The organism is Streptomyces sp. NPDC034099 (assembly GCF_055575415.1).
Genome location: NZ_JBVISR010000001.1, coordinates 440,840 through 459,457, shown reverse-complemented (window position 1 = coordinate 459,457; position 18,618 = coordinate 440,840). Strand labels below are relative to the sequence as shown.

Genomic DNA, 18,618 nt, shown 5'->3' with positions numbered 1-18,618 from the left:
AGCCCCGCTCGGGCCGGGTCCCCGCACAACGGCGTGCGACGGACCCGGCCCTTCGGCGTGTCCGGGCCCGGCGCCGAGGCCGGTCCACCGGCGACGCCCCGGCGGACGGTGGCATGCGCCGCTCCGCGCGCGGTACCCGGAAGGCCGGAACCGCGGAGACGCGGAGAACAGGACGAGGAAGGAGGGACCCGCCATGGCAGACGACGGTGATTTCTACACGCGCGACCGGCCCCGGGATCCCGACCCGCAGCTGGCGGAGGACCGCCCCCGCGGTGGCGGCCCGGAGGACCCGCACCGGCGCGGCAACTGGCCCGTGTGGGCGATCGTCCTCGCGGTCATCCTGGTCTTCGTCGTCCTGACGGTGATCTTCGGCTGACCCGCCGGGCGGTGGGGTGTGTGGCGCCCGGTCCGCGCGTCGCTGCGGGTGCACGCGGACCGGGGCCGTACGGGGGGGCCCGGGAGGGCTCAGCGGGCCGCGAGTTCGCGCGGCTCCAGGGCCGCGGAGTGCGCGTCCATGCGCTCGGCGGTCAGGATCGCGACCGCCGTGTCGGCGCGGGAGGCCGCGACCACCAGGGCACGGGCCGCCAGCGTGTGCGCCCGCCGGTGCAGGGCCGCCGGACGCGGCTCCGGCTGGGCGGCGGCCACCTGCAGACGGACCGGCGCCTGACCTCCCCGCAGCCGGGTCACCTGCTCGGTGAGCCGGTCGGCCGCGGCGTCCAGGTCCGCGTCGGGTGCCAGCGCGCGCAGCTCGTCCGTGACGGCGAGCAGGGCCGCGAGATGGCCCGCGAGCTGGATGTCCAGCTCCTCGTCCCGGGACCGGTGGGGGAAGTCCGTGGGGTTGTCGGCCATCGTGCTGTGGACCGACTTGCTGCGGATCGGCTCGTACATGGGATGGCCTCCTGAGTGGTTCAGGAAACCATCCTACATTGGATTCAATCTAAAGTTGACGGGATTCGGGACACGGCCCGGCAACGGCCGCGACTCAGGGCTGGCCGTAGCCGTCCAGGAAGTTCCCGATCCGGCCCACGGCCTCGCGCAGGTCGACGGCGGTCGGCAGGGTCACCACCCGGAAGTGATCGGGGTCGGGCCAGTTGAATCCGGTGCCCTGGACGACCATGATCTTCTCCTGGCGCAGCAGGTCCAGGACCATCCGCCGGTCGTCCTTGATCTTGAAGACCTTGGGGTCGAGCCGCGGGAAGAGGTACAGCGCGCCCTTCGGCTTCACGCAGGTCACGCCGGGAATGCTGGTGAGCGCCTCGTGGGCGGCGTCCCGCTGCTCGCGCAGCCGGCCGCCCGGCAGCACCAGCTCGTTGATGGTCTGCCGCCCGCTGAGCGCCGCGACCACGCCGTGCTGGCCCGGCATGTTGGCGCACAGCCGCATGTTCGCCAGGATCGTCAGGCCCTCGATGTAGGACTCGGCGTGCGCGCGCGGCCCGGAGATGGACATCCAGCCGACCCGGTAGCCGGCCACCCGGTACGCCTTCGACATGCCGTTGAAGGTGAGGGTGAGCAGGTCGGGGGCGATCGCGGCGGTCGGGGTGTGCGTGGCGTCGTCGTACAGGATCTTGTCGTAGATCTCGTCGGAGCAGACCAGCAGGTTGTGCCGGCGCGCGATGTCCGTCAGCCCGCGCAGCATCGCGTCGTCGTAGACCGCGCCCGTCGGGTTGTTCGGGTTGATGATGACGAGCGCCTTGGTGCGGTCGGTGATCTTCCGCTCGACGTCGGCGAGGTCGGGCATCCAGTCGGACTGCTCGTCGCAGCGGTAGTGCACCGCCGTGCCGCCGGACAGCGAGACGGCGGCCGTCCACAGCGGATAGTCGGGCGCCGGGACGAGCACCTCGTCGCCGTCGTCCAGCAGGCCCTGCATCGCCATCACGATCAGCTCGGATACGCCGTTGCCGATGAAGACGTGCTCGACGTCCGTCTCGATGCCGAGGGTCTGGTTGTGCATGACGACCGCCCGGCGCGCCGCCAGCAGGCCCTTCGCGTCGCCGTAGCCGTGCGCCGTGGAGACGTTGCGGAGGATGTCCTCCAGGATCTCCGGTGGGCACTCGAAGCCGAAGGCGGCCGGGTTGCCGGTGTTCAGCTTCAGGATGCGGTGCCCGGCCGCCTCCAGCCGCATGGCCTCCTCGAGCACCGGGCCCCGGATCTCGTAACAGACGTTGGCGAGCTTGGTCGACTGGATCACCTGCATGTCCGTGAGCTTACGACCCGGTTACGTTTCCCGGGTCGTGTTATCCGCCACTTGAGACGCGCGGTTTGGGTGGGTTTCGTCACGCACCGGTTGCCCACTCCCGGCCGGATCACCGCGGAGTGCGCCGCACCGACCGCCCCGCCAGCACGTCCGTGCGCCGCCCGTCGTCCATCACGAACCGGCCGTCGACCAGCACGTACGGGATGCCCGTCGGCAGCACCCGCGGGTCCTCGTAGGTGCTGCCCGCCGCGACCGTCGCCGGGTCGAAGAGCACCAGGTCGGCCCGGTACCCCTCGCGCACCAGACCCCGGTCCGGCAGCCGCAGCCGGGCCGCCGGGCGCGAGGTGAGGTGGGCGACGCACTCCTCCAGCGGGAGCACGCCCAGCTCGCGCACGTAGTGGCCCAGGTAGTGCGGGAAGGTGCCGTAGGCGCGCGGATGCGGCTTGGCGCCCTGGAGGATGCCGTCCGAGCCGCCGGTGTGGACGCGGTGCCGCATGATCGCGCGGACGTTCTCCTCGTGGCCGACGTGCTGGAGGACGGTCGGCGCCAGCCGGTCGGCCAGCAGCAGCTGCCGGGCGACCTGCCACGGACTCTCGCCGCGCAGCCGCGCCGACTCAAGGACCGTACGGCCGACGTACTCCCCGAGGGCCGGGTCGCCCGTGCCGGAGATCTCGATCGTCTCCCACTCCATGGGCACGCCGTGCGAGCCGTCGGAGCCGATCTCCTCCATGTGGTGCCGGATCCGCTCGGCGGTGTCGTCGTCCGCCAGACGCTTCATGATCTGCTCCGGGCCGCCCTCGCTCGCCCAGCTCGGCAGCAGCGCCACGAGGGTGGTGCAGCCGGGGGTGTACGGGTAGGTGTCGAGCGTGATGTCGGCCCCGCCAGCCAGCGCCTCGTCGAGCAGGGTCAGCAGCTCGGGCGCCTTGCCCTTGTTCACGCCGAAGTTCATGGTGGCGTGCGCCAGGTGCAGCGGGCAGCCGGCCTCCCGGGTCAGCTCCACCATCTCCTCGTACGCCTGGAGCGCCCCCGCCCCGTACGAGCGGTGGTGCGGGCAGTAGTAGCCGCCGTACGACGCCACCACCCGGCACAGCTCGGTCAGCTCGGCGTCCTTCGCGTACATGCCCGGCGTGTACGTCAGCCCGGACGACATGCCGACCGCGCCCTGCTCCAGGCCCTCGGCGACCAGGCGCCGCATGTGCTCCAGCTCCGCCTCGGTCGCCTCCCGGTCGTCCCAGCCGACGGCGAGGGCGCGCACGGTGCCCTGCGGGACCAGATAGGCGGCGTTGACCGCGATGCCCCGGTCCAGCCGGTCCAGGTACTCGCCGACCGACCGCCAGTCGAAGTCGATGTCGTCGCCCGCGCCGTTCCACCCGGCGATCGCGCGGCGCACCTCGCCGAGCGTGCGGTCGTCGACCGGCGCGTACGACAGCCCGTCCTGGCCGATGACCTCCAGGGTGACGCCCTGCGCGGCCTTCGCGCTGTGGTCGGGGTCCCGCAGCAGCGTCAGGTCGCTGTGGGCGTGCATGTCGATGAAGCCGGGGGAGAGGACCAGGCCCTCGGCGTCCAGCTCGCGGCGTGCCTCGGGGCGCTGGCAGCCGGCGGCCGCCGCCTCCTTGACGATCGAGACGATCCGGCCGCCCTCGACCACGACGTCGGCGCGGTAGGAGTCGGCGCCGGAGCCGTCCACGACGTCGGCGTCCCTGATGACCAGCTCTTCCATGCCTGGCTCCTCCTGGCTTCTCTGGCTTGTCGGGCTTCTCTAAAGGCTCCGGCCTCTAGAAGAAGGTGCGGATGTAGTCGACGACCGTCCCGTCCGCCTCGGCGACCGGGATGAGCTGCCACTTGTCGAAGGAGGTGCACGGGTGGGACAGGCCCGTCCCGAGCCAGTCGCCGACCTCCAGGTCCGCCTCCCCGGTCGTGCGCACCCAGGCGTGCTGGTCGGACAGGCCGGTCACCTCGATGCCGGTGGCGGGGCGCTCCGCGCCGTCGCGGCGCACCACCTGGGCGAAGGGCAGGTGGAGGTCGTACGCCGCGTCCCGCTTGCCCGCGTTGGTGAACGCCTGCTCGGAGGAGGGGCGGGAGACGACCTGGCTCCACAGCCGGAAGGCGGGCTCCAGGGCGCCCTCCTGGGGGACCCGGTTGAAGGGGGTCAGCTCGCGGTAGTGGCCGTCGTCGTGGGAGACGTACGCGCCCGAGCGCAGCAGCTTCAGGACGGGCCGGGAGAGGCCGGGGACCTCGGCGAACACGTCGGCCACCGCGTCGAACCAGGCGCTGCCGCCCGCGCTCAGCACGATCTCCTCCAGACCCTCGAACCGCCCCGCCTTGTCGAAGTCGACGGCGAGCGCGACCAGCCGCCGCAACCACGCGTGCACACGCTCCGGATCGGCGTCCGGCACCTCGCCCTCGTACCCGGCGACTCCGGCCAGCCGCAGCGTCCGCGTCCCGGCCACCGCGTCGGCGACCGCCGCGCACTCGGCCTCGGTGCGCACACCGGTCCGGGCACCCGCACCGGCGCCCAGCTCGACCACGACGTCCAGCGGGCGGCCGGCGCCCGCGTCCGTGAGGGCCGCGTCCATCAGCTCGATGCCGCGCACGGAGTCGACGTAGCAGACGAAGCGGAAGTCCGGGTCGGCGTCCAGCTCGGTGGAGATCCAGCGCAGGGCGGCGGCGTCGACCAGTTCGTTGGCCAGGAAGACCCGCCCGATGCCGAAGGCCCGCGCCACCCGTACCTGGTGCGGCACGGCGAGGGTGATGCCCCAGGCGCCGTGCTCGATCTGGCGGTGGAAGAGCTGCGGGGCCATGGAGGTCTTGCCGTGCGGCGCGAAGGCGAGGCCGTGCCGGGCGGAGTACGTCTCCATCAGCTTCAGGTTGTGCTCCAGGCGCTCGGCGGACAGGGCGAGCACGGGGGTGGTGAAACCGCCGGTGAAGAGGTTGCGGCGCTGTCCGGCCAGCTCGGCGACGGTCAGGCCGTACGCGTCCGGCGGGAGGCCCTTGAAGCGGTGGTCGACGTGCTCCTCGGCCAGCTTGGCGAGCGCGTCGCGGCCGTCGGTGGAGCCGGAGTCGAGGGCCATGGAGCCTCCCTGATCTGTTGCGTTGCAATGTCTGCAACGACCATTGCGTATATCGCTTACTGCTGTCTAACATCTCGGCGAACGCGGGGTCAACGGAGCAGCCGCCCGCGAGACGCGAAGAACGAGCCGCAGACAGTACAGACAGCACAGACGGCGCGGACGCCGCAGCCGCCACGGACGAGGAGCCCCCACCATCGTGACCGCCACCGGACGAACCAGCACCGCCCCCGACGTCGTGGACGTCGTCGCGCTCGGCGAGTCCATGGTCACCTTCCTGCCCTCCTGCCCCGGGCGCCTCGCCGACGTCCCCTCCTTCGACCGGGCCATCGGCGGCGCCGAGTCCAACCTGGTCTGCGTACTCGCCGCCGTCGGACACTCCGCCCGCTGGGTCGGCCGGGTCGGCGCCGACGGCTTCGGCGACCACCTCGTCGAGGCGATCGGCGCCTACGGCGTCGACGTCTCCGCCGTGCGCCGCGACCCCGCCCGCCCCACCGGCATCTACTTCCGCACCGCCGGGGACCGCGCCACCGACGCCCACGAGGTGGCGTACTACCGGGCGGGCTCGGCCGCCTCCGCGATGTCCGTGGACACCATGGACCTCGACGCGATCCGCTCCGGCCGCGTCCTGCACCTGTCCGGCATCACGCCCGCGCTCTCCGCCGACTGCCTCGGCCTGATGCGCGAGCTGACCGCCCGCCGCCCCGGCCGGCCCCTCGTCTCCTTCGACGTCAACCACCGCCCCGGCCTGTGGCGCGACGCCGGTCACGGACACGGTCCCGAGGTGCTCCTCGAACTCGCCCGCGGCGCCGACCTGGTCTTCGTCGGCGAGGACGAGGCCTGGGGACTCGGCGGCCCCGAGGCCGTACGCGCCGCGCTGCCCGAACCGGAGCTGCTCGTCGTCAAGCAGGGCGCGAGCGGCGCCACCGCCTTCCACGGCACCGACGTCACCTCCGTGCCCGCCCTGCACGTCGACGTCGTCGCCGCCGTCGGCGCGGGCGACGCCTTCGCCGCCGGGTTCCTCTCCGCCACCCTGCGCGGACTGCCCGTGCGCGAGCGCCTGCGCCACGGCCACCTGATGGCCGCCGCCGCCCTCACCGTCCCCGGCGACCTCGCCACGCCCCCAGCCCGCGACCACGCCGACCGGCTGGCCGCCCTCGACGACACCGCGTGGGGGAGACTGCGACTCGGCCCCGGCTGGACACAGGACGTCCGAGGAGCCGACGAGGAGGTACGTAAGCCATGAGTCAGACCGTCGACCGCGCGCTCAGCATCCTGCCGCTGCTCGCCGAGGGCCCCGCCGACCTGGGGCGGGTCGCCGAGCGCCTGGACGTGCACAAGTCCACGGCCCTGCGCCTGCTGCGCACCCTCCACGAACACGGCTTCGTCTACCGCCAGTCCGACCAGCGCTACCGTCTGGGCGCCCGGCTGATCTCCCTCGCCCAGGAGGCGATGGAGAACCTCGACGTCCGCGAGATCGCCCACCCCCACCTCGTACGCCTCAACGAACAGGTCGGACACACCGTCCACCTCGCCGTGCACGAGGAGGACGAGGTCCTCTACATCGACAAGGTCGAGAGCCGCTACCCCGTCCGCATGTACTCCCGGATCGGCAAGCCCGTCGCCATCACCGTCGCGGCCGTCGCCAAGCTGCTCCTCGCCGACCTCCCCGAGAACGAGCGGCGGGCCGTGGCCGAGCAGCTCGACTACCCCATGTACACGGCCCGTTCGACACCGAACGCCGACGGGTTCCTCAAGGAACTCGCGAAGGTGCGCGAACAGGGCTGGGCCACCGACCTCGGTGGCCACGAGGAGTCCATCAACTGCGTCGCCGCGCCCATCCGGGGCGCCGACGGCCGGGTGGTCGCCGCCATGTCGGTCTCCGCGCCGAACGTCGTCGTCACCGCCGAGGAACTCCTCACCCTGCTCCCGCTGGTCCGCCGTACGGCGGACGCCATCAGCGGCGAGTACTCCGGCAGGACCCCAGTCAAGGAAGTCACCGCATGACCGACAAGATCGCTCTCGTCCCCGCGACCCACACCGTCCCCCCGGCGAAGTTCAGCCACGGCGTGAAGAAGGGCAACATCCTCCAGGTCGCCGGCCAGGTCGGCTTCCTGCCCCACGAGGAGGGCAGGGCCCCCACCCCGGCCGGTCCGACCCTGCGCGAGCAGACCCTCCAGACCCTCGCCAACGTCAAGGCGATCCTGGAGGAGGGCGGCGCCTCCTGGGACGACGTGATGATGCTCCGCGTCTACCTCACGGACGTGGACCACTTCGCCGAGATGAACGAGATCTACAACGCCTACTTCGCGGAGCAGGGCCTCACCCAGCCGCCCGCCGCGCGCACGACCGTGTACGTCGGTCTGCCCGCCGGCCTCCTCATCGAGATCGACGCGCTCGCCGTCCTCGGCTGACCGTCCCTTCCGCTCCGCCCGCCCGACTGCCTTGAACGGCACGGCGCCCCCACCCCTCGGGGCGCCGTGCCGCGCTCCTCCCTGCCCGAAAGCTCCATGTACTTATCCAGAGGACCCCCGAATGTCCTACTCGTCCTTCCCTCTTGCCGCCGCCTCCGAGACCCCACCGCACACCGGCGGTCTGCTCACCCTGATCGACGGCACCGCCGGGCTGCTGACCGTCGCCGCCATCGGCATCGTGCTGCTGCTCTTCCTCATCATCAAGGTGCGGTTGCAGCCCTTCGTCGCGCTGCTCGCCGTCTCCATAGCCGTCGGCCTGCTCGCCGGCCTGTCGGTCACCGAACTCTTCGGCACCGTCCAGAAGTCGGACGCCGTCTCGACCATCGAGTCCGGCATGGGCGGCATCCTCGGCCACGTCGCCATCATCATCGGCCTGGGCACCATGCTCGGCGCGATCCTCGAAGTCAGCGGCGGCGCACAGGTGCTGGCCTCACGGCTCCTCGGCCTCTTCGGAGAGAAGCGCGCCCCGCTCGCCATGGGCCTCACGGGCCTGATCTTCGGCATCCCGGTCTTCTTCGACGTGGGCATCTTCGTCCTCGCGCCCATCGTCTACGCCGCCGCCAAGCGCTCCGGCAAGTCGATCCTGCTCTACTGCCTGCCGCTGCTGGCCGGCCTGTCCATGACCCACGCCTTCCTGCCGCCGCACCCCGGCCCGGTGGCCGCCGCAGGACTGCTGAACGTCAAGCTCGGCTGGATCATCCTCATGGGCATCGTCTGCGGCATCCCCGCCGTGCTCGCCGCCTGGGTGTTCTCCGCCTGGATCGGCCGCCGCATCTTCGTGCCCGTGCCGCAGGACATGGTCGAGGCGGCCGAGGAGGCCAAGCAGGCCGTCGTGGAGGAGCAGCGCAAGGCGGGCGTCGCGCCGACCGAGACCCCGGTCGCGCTCGGCACGGTCCTCGGCATCATCGGCACCCCGCTGGTCCTGATCCTCGCGGCGACCTTCTCCTCCATCGCCCTGGACCCGTCCACCCTGCGCTCGGTGATCGAGTTCTTCGGCAACCCGTTCGTCGCGCTGACCATCGCCCTGCTGCTCGCCTACTACCTGCTCGGCATCCGGCGCGGCTGGTCCCGCAAGTCCCTGGAGACCGTGTCGACGGCCTCGCTGAAGCCGGTCGGCAACATCCTGCTGGTGGTCGGCGCGGGCGGGGTCTTCGGCGCCGTCCTCAAGGCCAGCGGCGTCGCCCAGGCCCTCTCCGACACCTTCAACGACGTCGGCCTGCCGGTGATCGTCCTGTCGTACCTGATCTCCGTGGTGCTGCGGGTCGCCCAGGGCTCGGCGACGGTCGCCATCGTGACGACGGCGGGCATCGTGGCGCCGCTGCTCGCCGAGGGCGACCACTCGCAGCCGTTCGTCGCCCTGGTCATCATGGCCATCTCGGCCGGCTCCATCTTCGCCTCGCACGTCAACGACGGCGGTTTCTGGATGGTCGCCAAGTACTTCGGCATCAGCGAGCGGGACACGCTCAAGACGTGGACCGTGCTGGAGAGCGTGCTGTCGGTCGCCGGGTTCGTGGTGGCGGCGGTGGTGAGCCTGTTCGTGTAGGCGACTCACGCGGGCGACTCGTGTAGGCGACTCGTGTAGGCGTCTGATAACGAAGTTGGGGCTGGCTGTGTCCGGCACAGGATCGTCGACCATACTGCCCGCGTGGAGCAGCGCAGAGGATCGACGAGCCAGCCCCTGGAAGGCGCCGGATTCGACCCGGCATTCATCCCCGGGCTCACCGCACCCGTGTCCGGTGGGCCGGAGGACGTGAGACGCGACGAGACCGAGGCGGTCGAGGACGCCGCCGCGGAGACCGAGGAGTCGTCACATTCCCCGGCCGTCGGCGAACCGTCCGCCGAGGGCACCGACGACGCCGCCGAACCGGACGACGAGGCCCCCGTGGACGGCCCCGTCTTCGAGGCCTCCGACCGCCGCGCCAAGATCGTCGCCGACCACAGGGGCGTACGCCTCTCCCTCGACGACCAGGAGTGCGAGTTCCGCTGGGACGAGGTCGGGGCCGTGGAGACGGAGACCGGCCGCTTCGGCAAGCGGTTCACGGTCACGGTGCACACGCCGGACCGCCGCTGGTACCCGATCGAGATCGAGGCCACGTCCCGGAGCCGCTTCCCGGAGTGGGAGTCGGCCCTGGACGAGGTCCTGGACGCGTACTTCGAGGACGGCGAGGCGGAGGCCCAGGAGACGGCGGACACGGCGGACACGGCAGAGAAGGACGCCGAGGAGGCCGCGCCCCCCGCGGAGTAAGCGCATCGGGTGAAGATCCGTGCACGCCCTCTTGCCGCACCGGCGACCATGGGCTTTCTTGACCTCCATGGCGGACACCACGGGCAACACCTCAGACGTAGGCGTATCGGGCGGTGCCGACGCGGCTCCCCGTAAGTCCAGTTGGCGCTACATCGGCCCCGGCATCGTTGTGGCGGCGACCGGCGTGGGCGCCGGCGACCTCGTGGCCACCCTCATCGCGGGCAGCAACTTCGGCTACACCCTGCTGTGGGCGGCGGTCATCGGCTGCCTGGTGAAGATCTCCCTCGCCGAGGCGTGCGGCCGCTGGCACCTGGCCACCGGCCGCACCCTCTTCGACGGCTGGGCGAGCATCGGCCCCTGGACCACGTGGTTCTTCGCGATCTACGCCGTGATCTGGGGCTTTGTCTACGGCGCCGCGGCGATGTCGTCCAGCGCCCTGCCGCTGCAGGCGCTCTTCCCGGACGTGATGGGCCTCGAATGGTGGGGCATCGCCTGCGGCCTGGTGGGCCTGGTCTTCGTCTGGTTCAACAAGTACAACGTCTTCGAGAAGGTCATGACGGTCCTGGTGGGCGTCATGTTCGTGGTGACGGTGTACCTGGCGATCCGCGTCACGCCCCACCTGGGCGACGCCTTCGCCGGACTCCTCCCGGTCCTCCCGGACGAGAAGGACTCGGTCCTCAACACCCTGGGCCTGATCGGCGGCGTGGGCGGCACCATCACGCTGGCCGCGTACGGCTACTGGGTCAACGCCAAGGGCTGGACCAACACCGGCTGGATGAAGGTCATGCGCCTGGACAACCGGGTCGCCTACGCCACCACCGGCATCTTCGTCGTCGCGATGCTCTTCGTCGGCGCCGAGCTGCTCCACTCGGCCAACATCGCGATCGCCAGCGGCGACAAGGGCCTGATCCAGCTCGGCGACATCCTGGAGCAGGAGTACGGCACGGCGACCGGCAAGCTCTTCCTGATCGGCTTCTTCGCCACCAGCTTCACCTCGCTGATCGGCGTCTGGCACGGCGTGAGCCTGATGTTCGCCGACTTCCTGGCCCGCCGCCGCGGCGAGCGCGAAGCACGGGGCGACGAACTGGCCTCCGGCCGCCGCGAACGCTCCTGGGCCTTCCGCGCCTACCTGCTGTGGCTCACCTTCCCGCCCATCGTCCTGCTCTTCCAGGACGAGCCCTTCCGCCTGATCATCATCTACGGCGTCCTGGGCGCCGCCTTCATGCCCTTCCTCGCCCTCACCCTGATGTGGCTCCTCAACTCCTCCCGCACCCCGCGCGAGTGGCGCAACGGCAGCCTCAGCAACGGCATGCTCACCGTCGCCGGGCTGCTGTTCCTGGTCCTGTGCGTGAAGCAGATCTGGGACCAGCCGTGGTCGGAGTTCTTCTAGTCCTCTTCCAGTCCTCTTCGCGCGGCGGACGTGCCTGCCCCCGACACGACGAGGACCCGGTGATCAGCTGAGGTCCATCTCGTCCTCCCCGTCGACGTCCATCGGCTCGGGCGAGGTGGCCCTCGGCGCTTGGCCCCCCGGCGCCTGGGCCTCTGCCGCGAACCTCTCCCTGGCGATGTTCGCCAGGTTGTCGCGCAGCGCCGGGATACGGGAGTCGCCCGACTTGATGGCCGGTTGGAGGTTCCGGCTCCAATAGCCCTCGACATCGGCGGGAGTACGGCACCCTGCCGCCTTCAACAGGCCGGCGACCTGATCGTCGTCGCCCTTGTGCTTCGCGACGTCGGGCTTCTGGATCATGCGGTCCAGATAGTTGAGGATCAGTTCGTCGCGCGAGATGTGGTCACCCGTAACGACAGCATCCCCTTCGACCTGCATCGATTCCTTCAGGTCGAACGGGTTGTTGAACCCCATCTCGCCGGACACGTCGAACTGGAACTCCGGCACCTTTTCGTTCTTGCAGTAGATGGACTGCACATGGTTGCCCTTGGCGCTGACTTGTCCAGACCACGCGCCCGAACGCTCCATCTCCTGGAAGAGCCTGTTCATGTTGTCATCGTTCGACACATCGATGTCGATGTCCTGCGGCGCCCTGGCTCCCCCGTAGATGTACGCGATGAGGCTGCCGCCGAACCGGTACCCGACCTCGATGCTGCGCATCCAGGCGTCGAACTCCTGGAGGACGTAGAGGAGTTTGTCCCACCTGGCCTCCTGTTGCTTGGCCAGCTCCGGATTCTCGACCTTCAACGCCTCGAACCGCTCTTTCACGGCCGACAGCGTGAGGCCGATCTTGGCCCCCTCTGGAGCGGCGGGCCCACCGCCCGCCGGTGCCCGCTGCACCACCTGGCTGTACGCCTGGTTGCCGATGGCCCGTTGCAGCACCATGGCCGAGTGCGGAGCACCGGGCATCCGCGTGGCGGTCACCGCGGCGTTGTCGGCGCGGCGGGGCACCGTACGGGTGTTCCCGGGCCGAGGAGCATGGTGGTCGTCGTGGGCGTGCATGATGCGTCCTCCTGTGGGGCAGGGCCTGTTGGCACTCTAGCCGCGCGCCTTCACGAGGCTGCCCGGTCGGAGGGCGGAGAAGGGTACATCGGGGCATCAGGTCTGCCCCAAGGAGCAGTTGACCGATGCTCCGGCACCGGCACCGGCACCGCAACGCGCCCCACTCCCCACTGAGCGCGATCTTTCGCAGCTGCTCCATGGTCAGCGCGGGGGCGTCCCGGGTGGCGTCCTTGTTCTGGTCGCCGGTGTTGAAGGCGCTGATCACCACGCGGAAGCCCTCCGGTCCGGGGCGCAGTGTGTCCACGCTCCACATCACCATGCCGGAACCGGCCTTCTCGCCGGGCCCCTGCCGGGTGACCAGGCGCGTGCCGTCGGGCCGGATCTCCCGCCGGCGTACAACTGCCCGGCGCTGTCGGCCATCCCGTGCTGGACGTTGATCTGGACGAGGCTGCGGCCCCGCCCGTCGTCCACGACGACGTAGGCGTACTCGGACTCCTGACCCTGCGCTACCGCTTCTCCACCCTCCGCCTGATCGCCTATGACAGCCACCCCCGCCACACCAGTCCCCACCCGGCCACCGCCTGCGACACCCGCCGCCGCGCGCCCTCCGCGTCCCGGCCTGCGTCTGCCGCGCCTGCGACGGCACATGGGGCTTCGGCGAGGCGAGGGAACCCGGCGGCGGCACCCGCATGTGGGCGACCCTGCCGAGGGCGAGCGCGCCGGCATACGGGGCGCCTTGACGACGTACGTCACAGTCGGCCTTTGCCGTCCCTTGGTGCCGCCCATACCGTCCGCATAACCGTCATCACTACGGTCGTCGGGTTGGCAGGTGCACAGGGCGAATCACGGGGGAGGGCCCGCATGGCGGACCTGGCGAAAGAGGCGGCGTCGCTGCACAAGGCGGCGTCGGGGCTGCGGGCCGTGGGACACCACACGGCGAAACCGTTGCAGGAGTTCGAGTCCGCATCGCAGGACCTGTCGGCCCTTGGTGCCCTGGGGTCGCTCCTCGGTGCGAAGGACGACATCGAGGAGGGCATGACCACCCTCGCGAAGCTGACGAAGCAGCTGGGCGAGGAGTGGGAGACGGAGGCGAAGTTCCTGGGCGACGTCTCCGACGCCTTCGACCTGCTCGAGGTGCTGCTGACCGCCGCGGCACAGGCGAAGAAGGGCTGAGCGGGGCGTGGTCGACCTCAACCCGCTGCACTACATCAACAAGTTCAACCACATGTTCGGCGACACGGTCGCCGACGGCCTGGAGTTCCTGGGCATCACGGACCCGGCGGTGGACCCGGACGGCATCCGGGAGCTCGCCAAGAAGTGGCGCGCGCTGGCCAAGGGCCTGGACGACGCGGCCGAGGCGGCGCGGAAGTCGCTGGCGGACGTGGAGTGGGAGGGCAAGGCGGCCAAGGCCCTCAACAAGCGCGCCAAGTCGGCCCGTAAGCAGGCCACCGAGATGGCCGATTCCCTCCGCGAGGGCGCGAAGGCCCTGGACGACTTCGCGGACAAGGCGCATGAGCTGCTCTCGGAGATCGGCGTCATCCTGGCGGAGATCGCCGAGCTGGAGCTGGCGGGGCTCGCCCTGTCCGTGCTGACCGGCGGCACGTCGGCGGTCGTCTCGACGCTGATGGCCGGCTCACGGGCGGCGAAGGTGGTCGCGCTGGTCGCCCGGATCGAGCAGGAGGGCACCGTCCTGGCGTCCGCGATCCGCGGGGTGATGGAGGTCATCCGAGCGGTCGAGCGGGCGCTGAAGACGCTGAAGGAGATTCGCGGCGTCGCGGCGGCGGGGAAGATGGCGAAGGAGGGCATGAAGTTCTCCGCCTTCGACACGCTGCTGCGAGACCCGGAAGCCTTCAAGGACCCGGAGAAACTCGCCGGCATCCTCACCGAGGGCGCCCTGCTGGGCGTCGGCTTCGGAGCCCTGGGCAAGGCCCTCGGCAAGGGCCTCAAAGCCCTCAAACCCGCCGACCTGGCCAAGCTCAGCAAGGGCTTGAAGCTGAACTGCGCGACGTTCGAGCGCCTGAGACTCAACCCGGGCTTCAACAAGCTGCCCGCCTCGATCCGCAACGAGATCAAGAAGTTCGTCCGAGACCCGATCGACGTCGCCACCGGCGACATGGTCCTGACCTGTACCGACGTGTCGCTGCCGGGCGTATTGCCCCTGGTCCTTGAGCGGACCCATCTCTCCTCCTACCGCTGGGGAGGTTGGTTCGGCCCATCCTGGGCCTCCACCTTGGACCAGCGTGTACAGGCCGACGGCGAGGGCTTCGTCTACGCGGCCGCGGACGGTGCCCGTCTCCGCTTCCCGTTCCCCGTCCCGGAGACGGACGATGAGGTGAGGCCCGACACCCCCGGCTCCCGGCTGTCACTGTCGTGGGACGACGAGACGGATGGCGCCGTACGCATCACGGACCCTGGCACCGGCTTCATGTACGTCTTCTACGGGCCCGTTGCCGCCGCCGGGGACGAGGCCGTCGATCTGCCATTGCGGTGCGTGAGGGATCGCAACGGAAACCGCATCACAGTTGTCTACGAGGGCGCCGACATTCCCACAGCGTTGGTCCACTCGGGCGGCTACCACATAGCTGTGGACCACGACCCCACCTTCTCGCGCATCACGGGTCTGCGTCTCCTCGATCCCAGGAGCCCGGACCGCCCGGGCGTCAGCCTCCTCACCTTCGGCTATGACGGAGCGGGACACCTGATCGAGGAGACCAACTCCTCGGGGCTGTCACTTCGCTACACGTACGACACCGAAGGTCGTGTCACCTCCTGGACCGATCGCAATGCCACCACGTACTGGTACACGTACGACGGGCGGGGCCGCGTGGTGGCGACCGGTGGTACGGGTGACTTCCTCGCTTCGGCCCTCTCCTACGACAGCGGCACACGCACCACCCGCGTGATCGATTCCCTCGGCCACGTTCGGGTCTATGAGCACAACGAGGCCCTGCGCCTGGTCCGCGAGACGGACCCCCTGGGTAACGTCACGACTCACAGATGGGACGAACACCTGCAACTCGTCGCCGTCGCGGATCCGCTAGGAGCCGAGCGGCGGTACGTCTACGACGAGCGAGGCAACGTCACGCGTGTGATCCGTCCGGACGGAACGGAACTGAACTCCGCATACGACGCCCATGGCCTGCCCGTGCTTGTCACCGGACCTGACGGGACCACATGGCATCAGGAGTACGACGGGCATGGTGACCGCGTCGCCGTGACCGATCCGGCGGGAGCCACTACTCGTTTCACCTACAACTCCTCAGGCCACCTGACTTCAGTCACGGATGCCCTGGGGAACTGCACGCAGGTGCGGTGCAACGGCGCTGGACTGCCCGTCCAGATCACGGATCCTCTCGGTGGACGCTCCCAATACACCCGGGACGCCTTCGGCCGGCTGAGCGCCTTCACCGACCCTGTCGGCAACGTGACTCGGCAGGAGTGGACCTCGGAGGGCAAGCTTCGCCGACGTGTGCTCGCCGATGGGTCCGATGAGTGTTGGGAGTACGACGCCGAAGGCAACTGCACCAGCCACCGGAGCGCCACCGGGGCAATCACCCGGTTCGAGTACGGCCCGTTCGACCTGATGACAGCCCGCACGGGCCCGGACGGCGCTCGTCACGCCTTCGGCTATGACTCCGAGTTGCGTCTCGTCGAGGTCACCAATTCCCAGGGCATGCGCTGGAACTACATCCACGACGCAGTCGGCCGACTAGTGCGTGAATCCGACTTCGACGGGCGCGTCGTCTCCTATGCCTACGACGGGGCCGGTCGACTTACCGCCAGTACCAATGCCCTTGGGCAGACGACCCGCTTCGAGCGGAACATCCTCGGCCTCGTCGTCAAGAAGGTGGCCCCCGACCGGAGCACGGATTACACCTACACGCCAGCGGGACGAATCGCCACCGCAGTGACGGCGGACTCGGCACTGCTCCTTTCCTATGACCCCGCCGGGCATGTGCTCTCCGAAACGGTCGATGGCCGAGTCACTACTTATGAATACGACCCGTTGGGTCGCCGAACGAAGCGTGTCACTCCGACGGGAGCGGTCAGCCGCTGGAGCTACGACGCGGCGGGGAGGCGGACCGGGCTGATCACGGGAGGCGGGCATCGGGTCACCTTCGCCTACGATGCGGCGGGCCGTGAGCTGGGACGCCTCATCGGCGGAACCGCCATTGCTCAATCGTTCGACGGGTTGGGGCGCCTCACGCGTCAGACCGTGCAGGACGCGGCAGGCGAGACTGTGCAGCGCCGCACATACACCTACCGGGCGGACGGCTACCCCACCCGCGTCGACGATCGCCTCACCGGAGTACGAGACTTCGAGCTCGACGTGACCGGCCGTGTCACAGCGGTCCGGGCTGAGGACTGGACCGAACGTTACGCGTACGACGAGGCCGGCAATCAGACCGATGCCGAGTGGCCTGCCGTACATGCTGGCCACGAGGCGACCGGTTCTCGCAGTTACTGCGGTACACGGATCATCCGGGCCGGGAACATCCGCTACGAACACGACGGCGCCGGTCGCATCACGCTACGGCAGAAGACTCGGCTGTCCCGCAAACCGGACACGTGGCGCTACGAATGGGACACCGAGGACCGCTTGGTTTCGGTCACCACACCGGACGGAAGCAAGTGGCGCTATCTCTACGACGCACTCGGGCGCCGCGTGGCCAAACTGCGGCTGACCGCGGACGGAGTCGGCGTTGCCGAGCGGTCGGAGTTCACCTGGGACGGAGCCGTCCTGTGCGAAGAGACCACAGTGGGGGCGTCCCTGCCCCGACCCGTCACCCTCACATGGGATCACCAGGGGCTGCACCCCATCGCTCAGACCGAGCGAGCCGGCGCCGACGCACTCGCACAGGAAGAGATCGACTCCCGCTTCTTCGCCATAGTCACAGACCTTGTCGGTACGCCGACCGAACTCCTGGACACCGCAGGGGGCGTGGCGTGGCGCACGCGAACCACGGTGTGGGGCAAGACGGCTTGGACCGCTGCCGGTACGGCCTACACCCCGCTTCGTTTTCCAGGCCAGTACTTCGACCCTGAGACGGGTCTCCATCACAACTACCACCGGATGTACGACCCGGAATCCGGGCGCTATTTCACCCCCGATCCGCTCGGTCTCGCCCCGGCTCCCAACCCGTCCACCTACGTCCACAATCCGCACACCGGGACCGACCCGCTCGGACTGGCACCTCGGTGCGAGGACACAATCCCTGGCTTCCGCAAACAGACCGATCACCCGCTGAGCAAACGGATACACATTGGAGAAGATGGCAAGGTCACCATCACCGGCAAGGGTGCGCTCTACGTCAACCTGAGTGGCGACGTTGGGCATACCGTCCGTTTCCGAGGCGAAGGCGGGCAGATCGTTGAGTTCCAGATATCGGCCGAGTTCCGAGAAAAGATCAGGCGGACCGCTGTGCCTCAGGAGGAGCCCGGTCTTGGGTTCAGCAGGGCTGAGTGGAAACAGATGAAGAGAATTTGTCCGGAGATTTCGGACCCGACCATGGGAGACGACTTGTACGGCATTCCCAGTGGGATGCTCAATGAGTTCAGGGAAGAAGTAGCGAAGTACCCGGGCAGAGTCGTTCAGGAAGGTTAGGAGGCGTCCCGTATGATGCACGAGATCGAGGACATCGAGCAGGAACGGTTCCGGTTGTCGCGGCGACCTTCCTTGCAGGAGACGCCTCCTGTCGTCGGCGTATTCGATGTACGCCTCAGTTGCCCGGTCGCGGAATTCGGCGACCGGGTGCGGTCCGTACTTGACCCTGCACTTCGACTGGCGGTTGCACACCCTTTCGAAGGTGAAGATCTACCGGTCGATTCGATCCCCGATTGGTTCGTCGCCGTCGCCCGTGGAAGTGCCGAACCGGCCCCTGATTTCGCGGTCCGCGGCGCTGAGCGCTACGCGGCCGCTATCGGACGCGGTGCGTGGGACCTTCAAGAGTGGCTGTACCAGTTCGATCCCGAATCCGAGTTTCGTGGTTGGGCGTGGTGGGGTCTTACGCAATCGGGTGAACGTGAAGTGCGGCTGTGGGTGGACACGTGGGGTGAGTCCTTCTTCGCCTGCGATGAGCTGCGATGGCTCGCGTACGTCGCCGGTGCCGCAGAGGTCGACGGGCCGAGACTGGAGAGGTCCGACGCCTGGGTTGCCGCAGCGCAGACCTGACGCGCAGCGAGAGGCC

15 protein-coding genes and 2 pseudogenes are annotated in these 18,618 nt (G+C 69.6%); 11 read left to right on the top strand and 6 right to left on the bottom strand.

The window, feature by feature from the left end:
* Positions 1-193 precede the first annotated feature (193 nt).
* On the top strand, positions 194-376 hold the full coding sequence (locus ACZ56V_RS02110) for a hypothetical protein (protein ID WP_398917910.1): 183 nt from the start codon (positions 194-196) through the stop codon (positions 374-376).
* Between the two features lie 89 nt (positions 377-465).
* On the opposite strand, the gene ACZ56V_RS02105 is transcribed toward ACZ56V_RS02110, so the two are convergent.
* The 4 genes from ACZ56V_RS02105 to ACZ56V_RS02090 all read right to left on the bottom strand — a co-directional run bounded on the left by ACZ56V_RS02105 (position 466) and on the right by ACZ56V_RS02090 (position 5,265).
* Positions 466-888, bottom strand: coding sequence for an SCO4983 family protein (locus ACZ56V_RS02105; RefSeq protein WP_468938538.1), 423 nt, complete (start codon positions 886-888; stop codon positions 466-468).
* 94 nt (positions 889-982) lie between these two features.
* Positions 983-2,194, bottom strand: a complete 1,212-nt coding sequence (locus ACZ56V_RS02100) for a pyridoxal phosphate-dependent aminotransferase (RefSeq protein WP_356360862.1) — start codon at positions 2,192-2,194, stop codon at positions 983-985.
* 109 nt (positions 2,195-2,303) lie between these two features.
* Positions 2,304-3,914, bottom strand: coding sequence for an N-acyl-D-amino-acid deacylase family protein (locus tag ACZ56V_RS02095; protein WP_468938535.1), 1,611 nt, complete (start codon positions 3,912-3,914; stop codon positions 2,304-2,306).
* Between the two features lie 55 nt (positions 3,915-3,969).
* The gene (locus ACZ56V_RS02090) at positions 3,970-5,265 is read right to left on the bottom strand and encodes an amino acid deaminase (RefSeq protein WP_468938532.1); all 1,296 of its coding nucleotides are present in this window, start codon (positions 5,263-5,265) and stop codon (positions 3,970-3,972) included.
* Between the two features lie 196 nt (positions 5,266-5,461).
* Between ACZ56V_RS02090 and ACZ56V_RS02085 the strand changes: the two genes are divergently transcribed.
* The 6 genes from ACZ56V_RS02085 to ACZ56V_RS02060 all read left to right on the top strand — a co-directional run bounded on the left by ACZ56V_RS02085 (position 5,462) and on the right by ACZ56V_RS02060 (position 11,371).
* Positions 5,462-6,508, top strand: a complete 1,047-nt coding sequence (locus ACZ56V_RS02085; protein ID WP_468938529.1) for a sugar kinase — start codon at positions 5,462-5,464, stop codon at positions 6,506-6,508.
* Complete coding sequence (locus tag ACZ56V_RS02080) at positions 6,505-7,269, top strand: IclR family transcriptional regulator (RefSeq protein WP_052839636.1); 765 nt, start codon at positions 6,505-6,507, stop codon at positions 7,267-7,269. The genes ACZ56V_RS02085 and ACZ56V_RS02080 overlap by 4 nt, the downstream gene beginning before the upstream one ends.
* Positions 7,266-7,676 (top strand): RidA family protein, encoded by a 411-nt coding sequence (locus ACZ56V_RS02075; protein WP_468938525.1) that lies wholly within the window; start codon positions 7,266-7,268, stop codon positions 7,674-7,676. Before ACZ56V_RS02080 ends, ACZ56V_RS02075 begins: the two co-directional genes overlap by 4 nt.
* 121 nt (positions 7,677-7,797) lie before the next feature.
* Positions 7,798-9,279, top strand: coding sequence for a GntP family permease (locus tag ACZ56V_RS02070; protein WP_468938523.1), 1,482 nt, complete (start codon positions 7,798-7,800; stop codon positions 9,277-9,279).
* Positions 9,280-9,381: 102 nt separating this feature from the next.
* Positions 9,382-9,981 (top strand): hypothetical protein, encoded by a 600-nt coding sequence (locus ACZ56V_RS02065; RefSeq protein ID WP_468938521.1) that lies wholly within the window; start codon positions 9,382-9,384, stop codon positions 9,979-9,981.
* A gap of 67 nt (positions 9,982-10,048) precedes the next feature.
* Positions 10,049-11,371 (top strand): Nramp family divalent metal transporter, encoded by a 1,323-nt coding sequence (locus ACZ56V_RS02060; RefSeq protein WP_398917926.1) that lies wholly within the window; start codon positions 10,049-10,051, stop codon positions 11,369-11,371.
* Positions 11,372-11,434: 63 nt separating this feature from the next.
* Here the strand turns inward: ACZ56V_RS02060 and ACZ56V_RS02055 are convergent, their stop codons facing one another.
* Complete coding sequence (locus ACZ56V_RS02055; protein WP_468938518.1) at positions 11,435-12,430, bottom strand: hypothetical protein; 996 nt, start codon at positions 12,428-12,430, stop codon at positions 11,435-11,437.
* A 148-nt stretch (positions 12,431-12,578) separates the two neighbouring features.
* A pseudogene (locus ACZ56V_RS02050) lies at positions 12,579-12,931 on the bottom strand (hypothetical protein); the annotation flags it as partial.
* Here ACZ56V_RS02050 and ACZ56V_RS02045 point away from each other — a divergent pair.
* The 4 genes and pseudogenes from ACZ56V_RS02045 to ACZ56V_RS02030 form a co-directional block, all read left to right on the top strand.
* Positions 12,926-13,170 (top strand): annotated as a pseudogene (locus ACZ56V_RS02045) (ATP-binding protein); the annotation flags it as partial. The pseudogenes ACZ56V_RS02050 and ACZ56V_RS02045 overlap by 6 nt on opposite strands.
* A gap of 121 nt (positions 13,171-13,291) precedes the next feature.
* The gene (locus tag ACZ56V_RS02040; protein ID WP_398917930.1) at positions 13,292-13,603 is read left to right on the top strand and encodes a hypothetical protein; all 312 of its coding nucleotides are present in this window, start codon (positions 13,292-13,294) and stop codon (positions 13,601-13,603) included.
* Positions 13,604-13,610: 7 nt separating this feature from the next.
* Positions 13,611-18,035 carry a DUF6531 domain-containing protein gene (locus ACZ56V_RS02035; protein ID WP_468938515.1) on the top strand — a complete coding sequence of 1,475 codons (4,425 nt, stop codon included), beginning with the start codon at positions 13,611-13,613 and terminating at the stop codon, positions 18,033-18,035.
* A 12-nt stretch (positions 18,036-18,047) separates the two neighbouring features.
* Positions 18,048-18,602, top strand: a complete 555-nt coding sequence (locus tag ACZ56V_RS02030; RefSeq protein WP_398917934.1) for a hypothetical protein — start codon at positions 18,048-18,050, stop codon at positions 18,600-18,602.
* Positions 18,603-18,618: the final 16 nt, after the last annotated feature.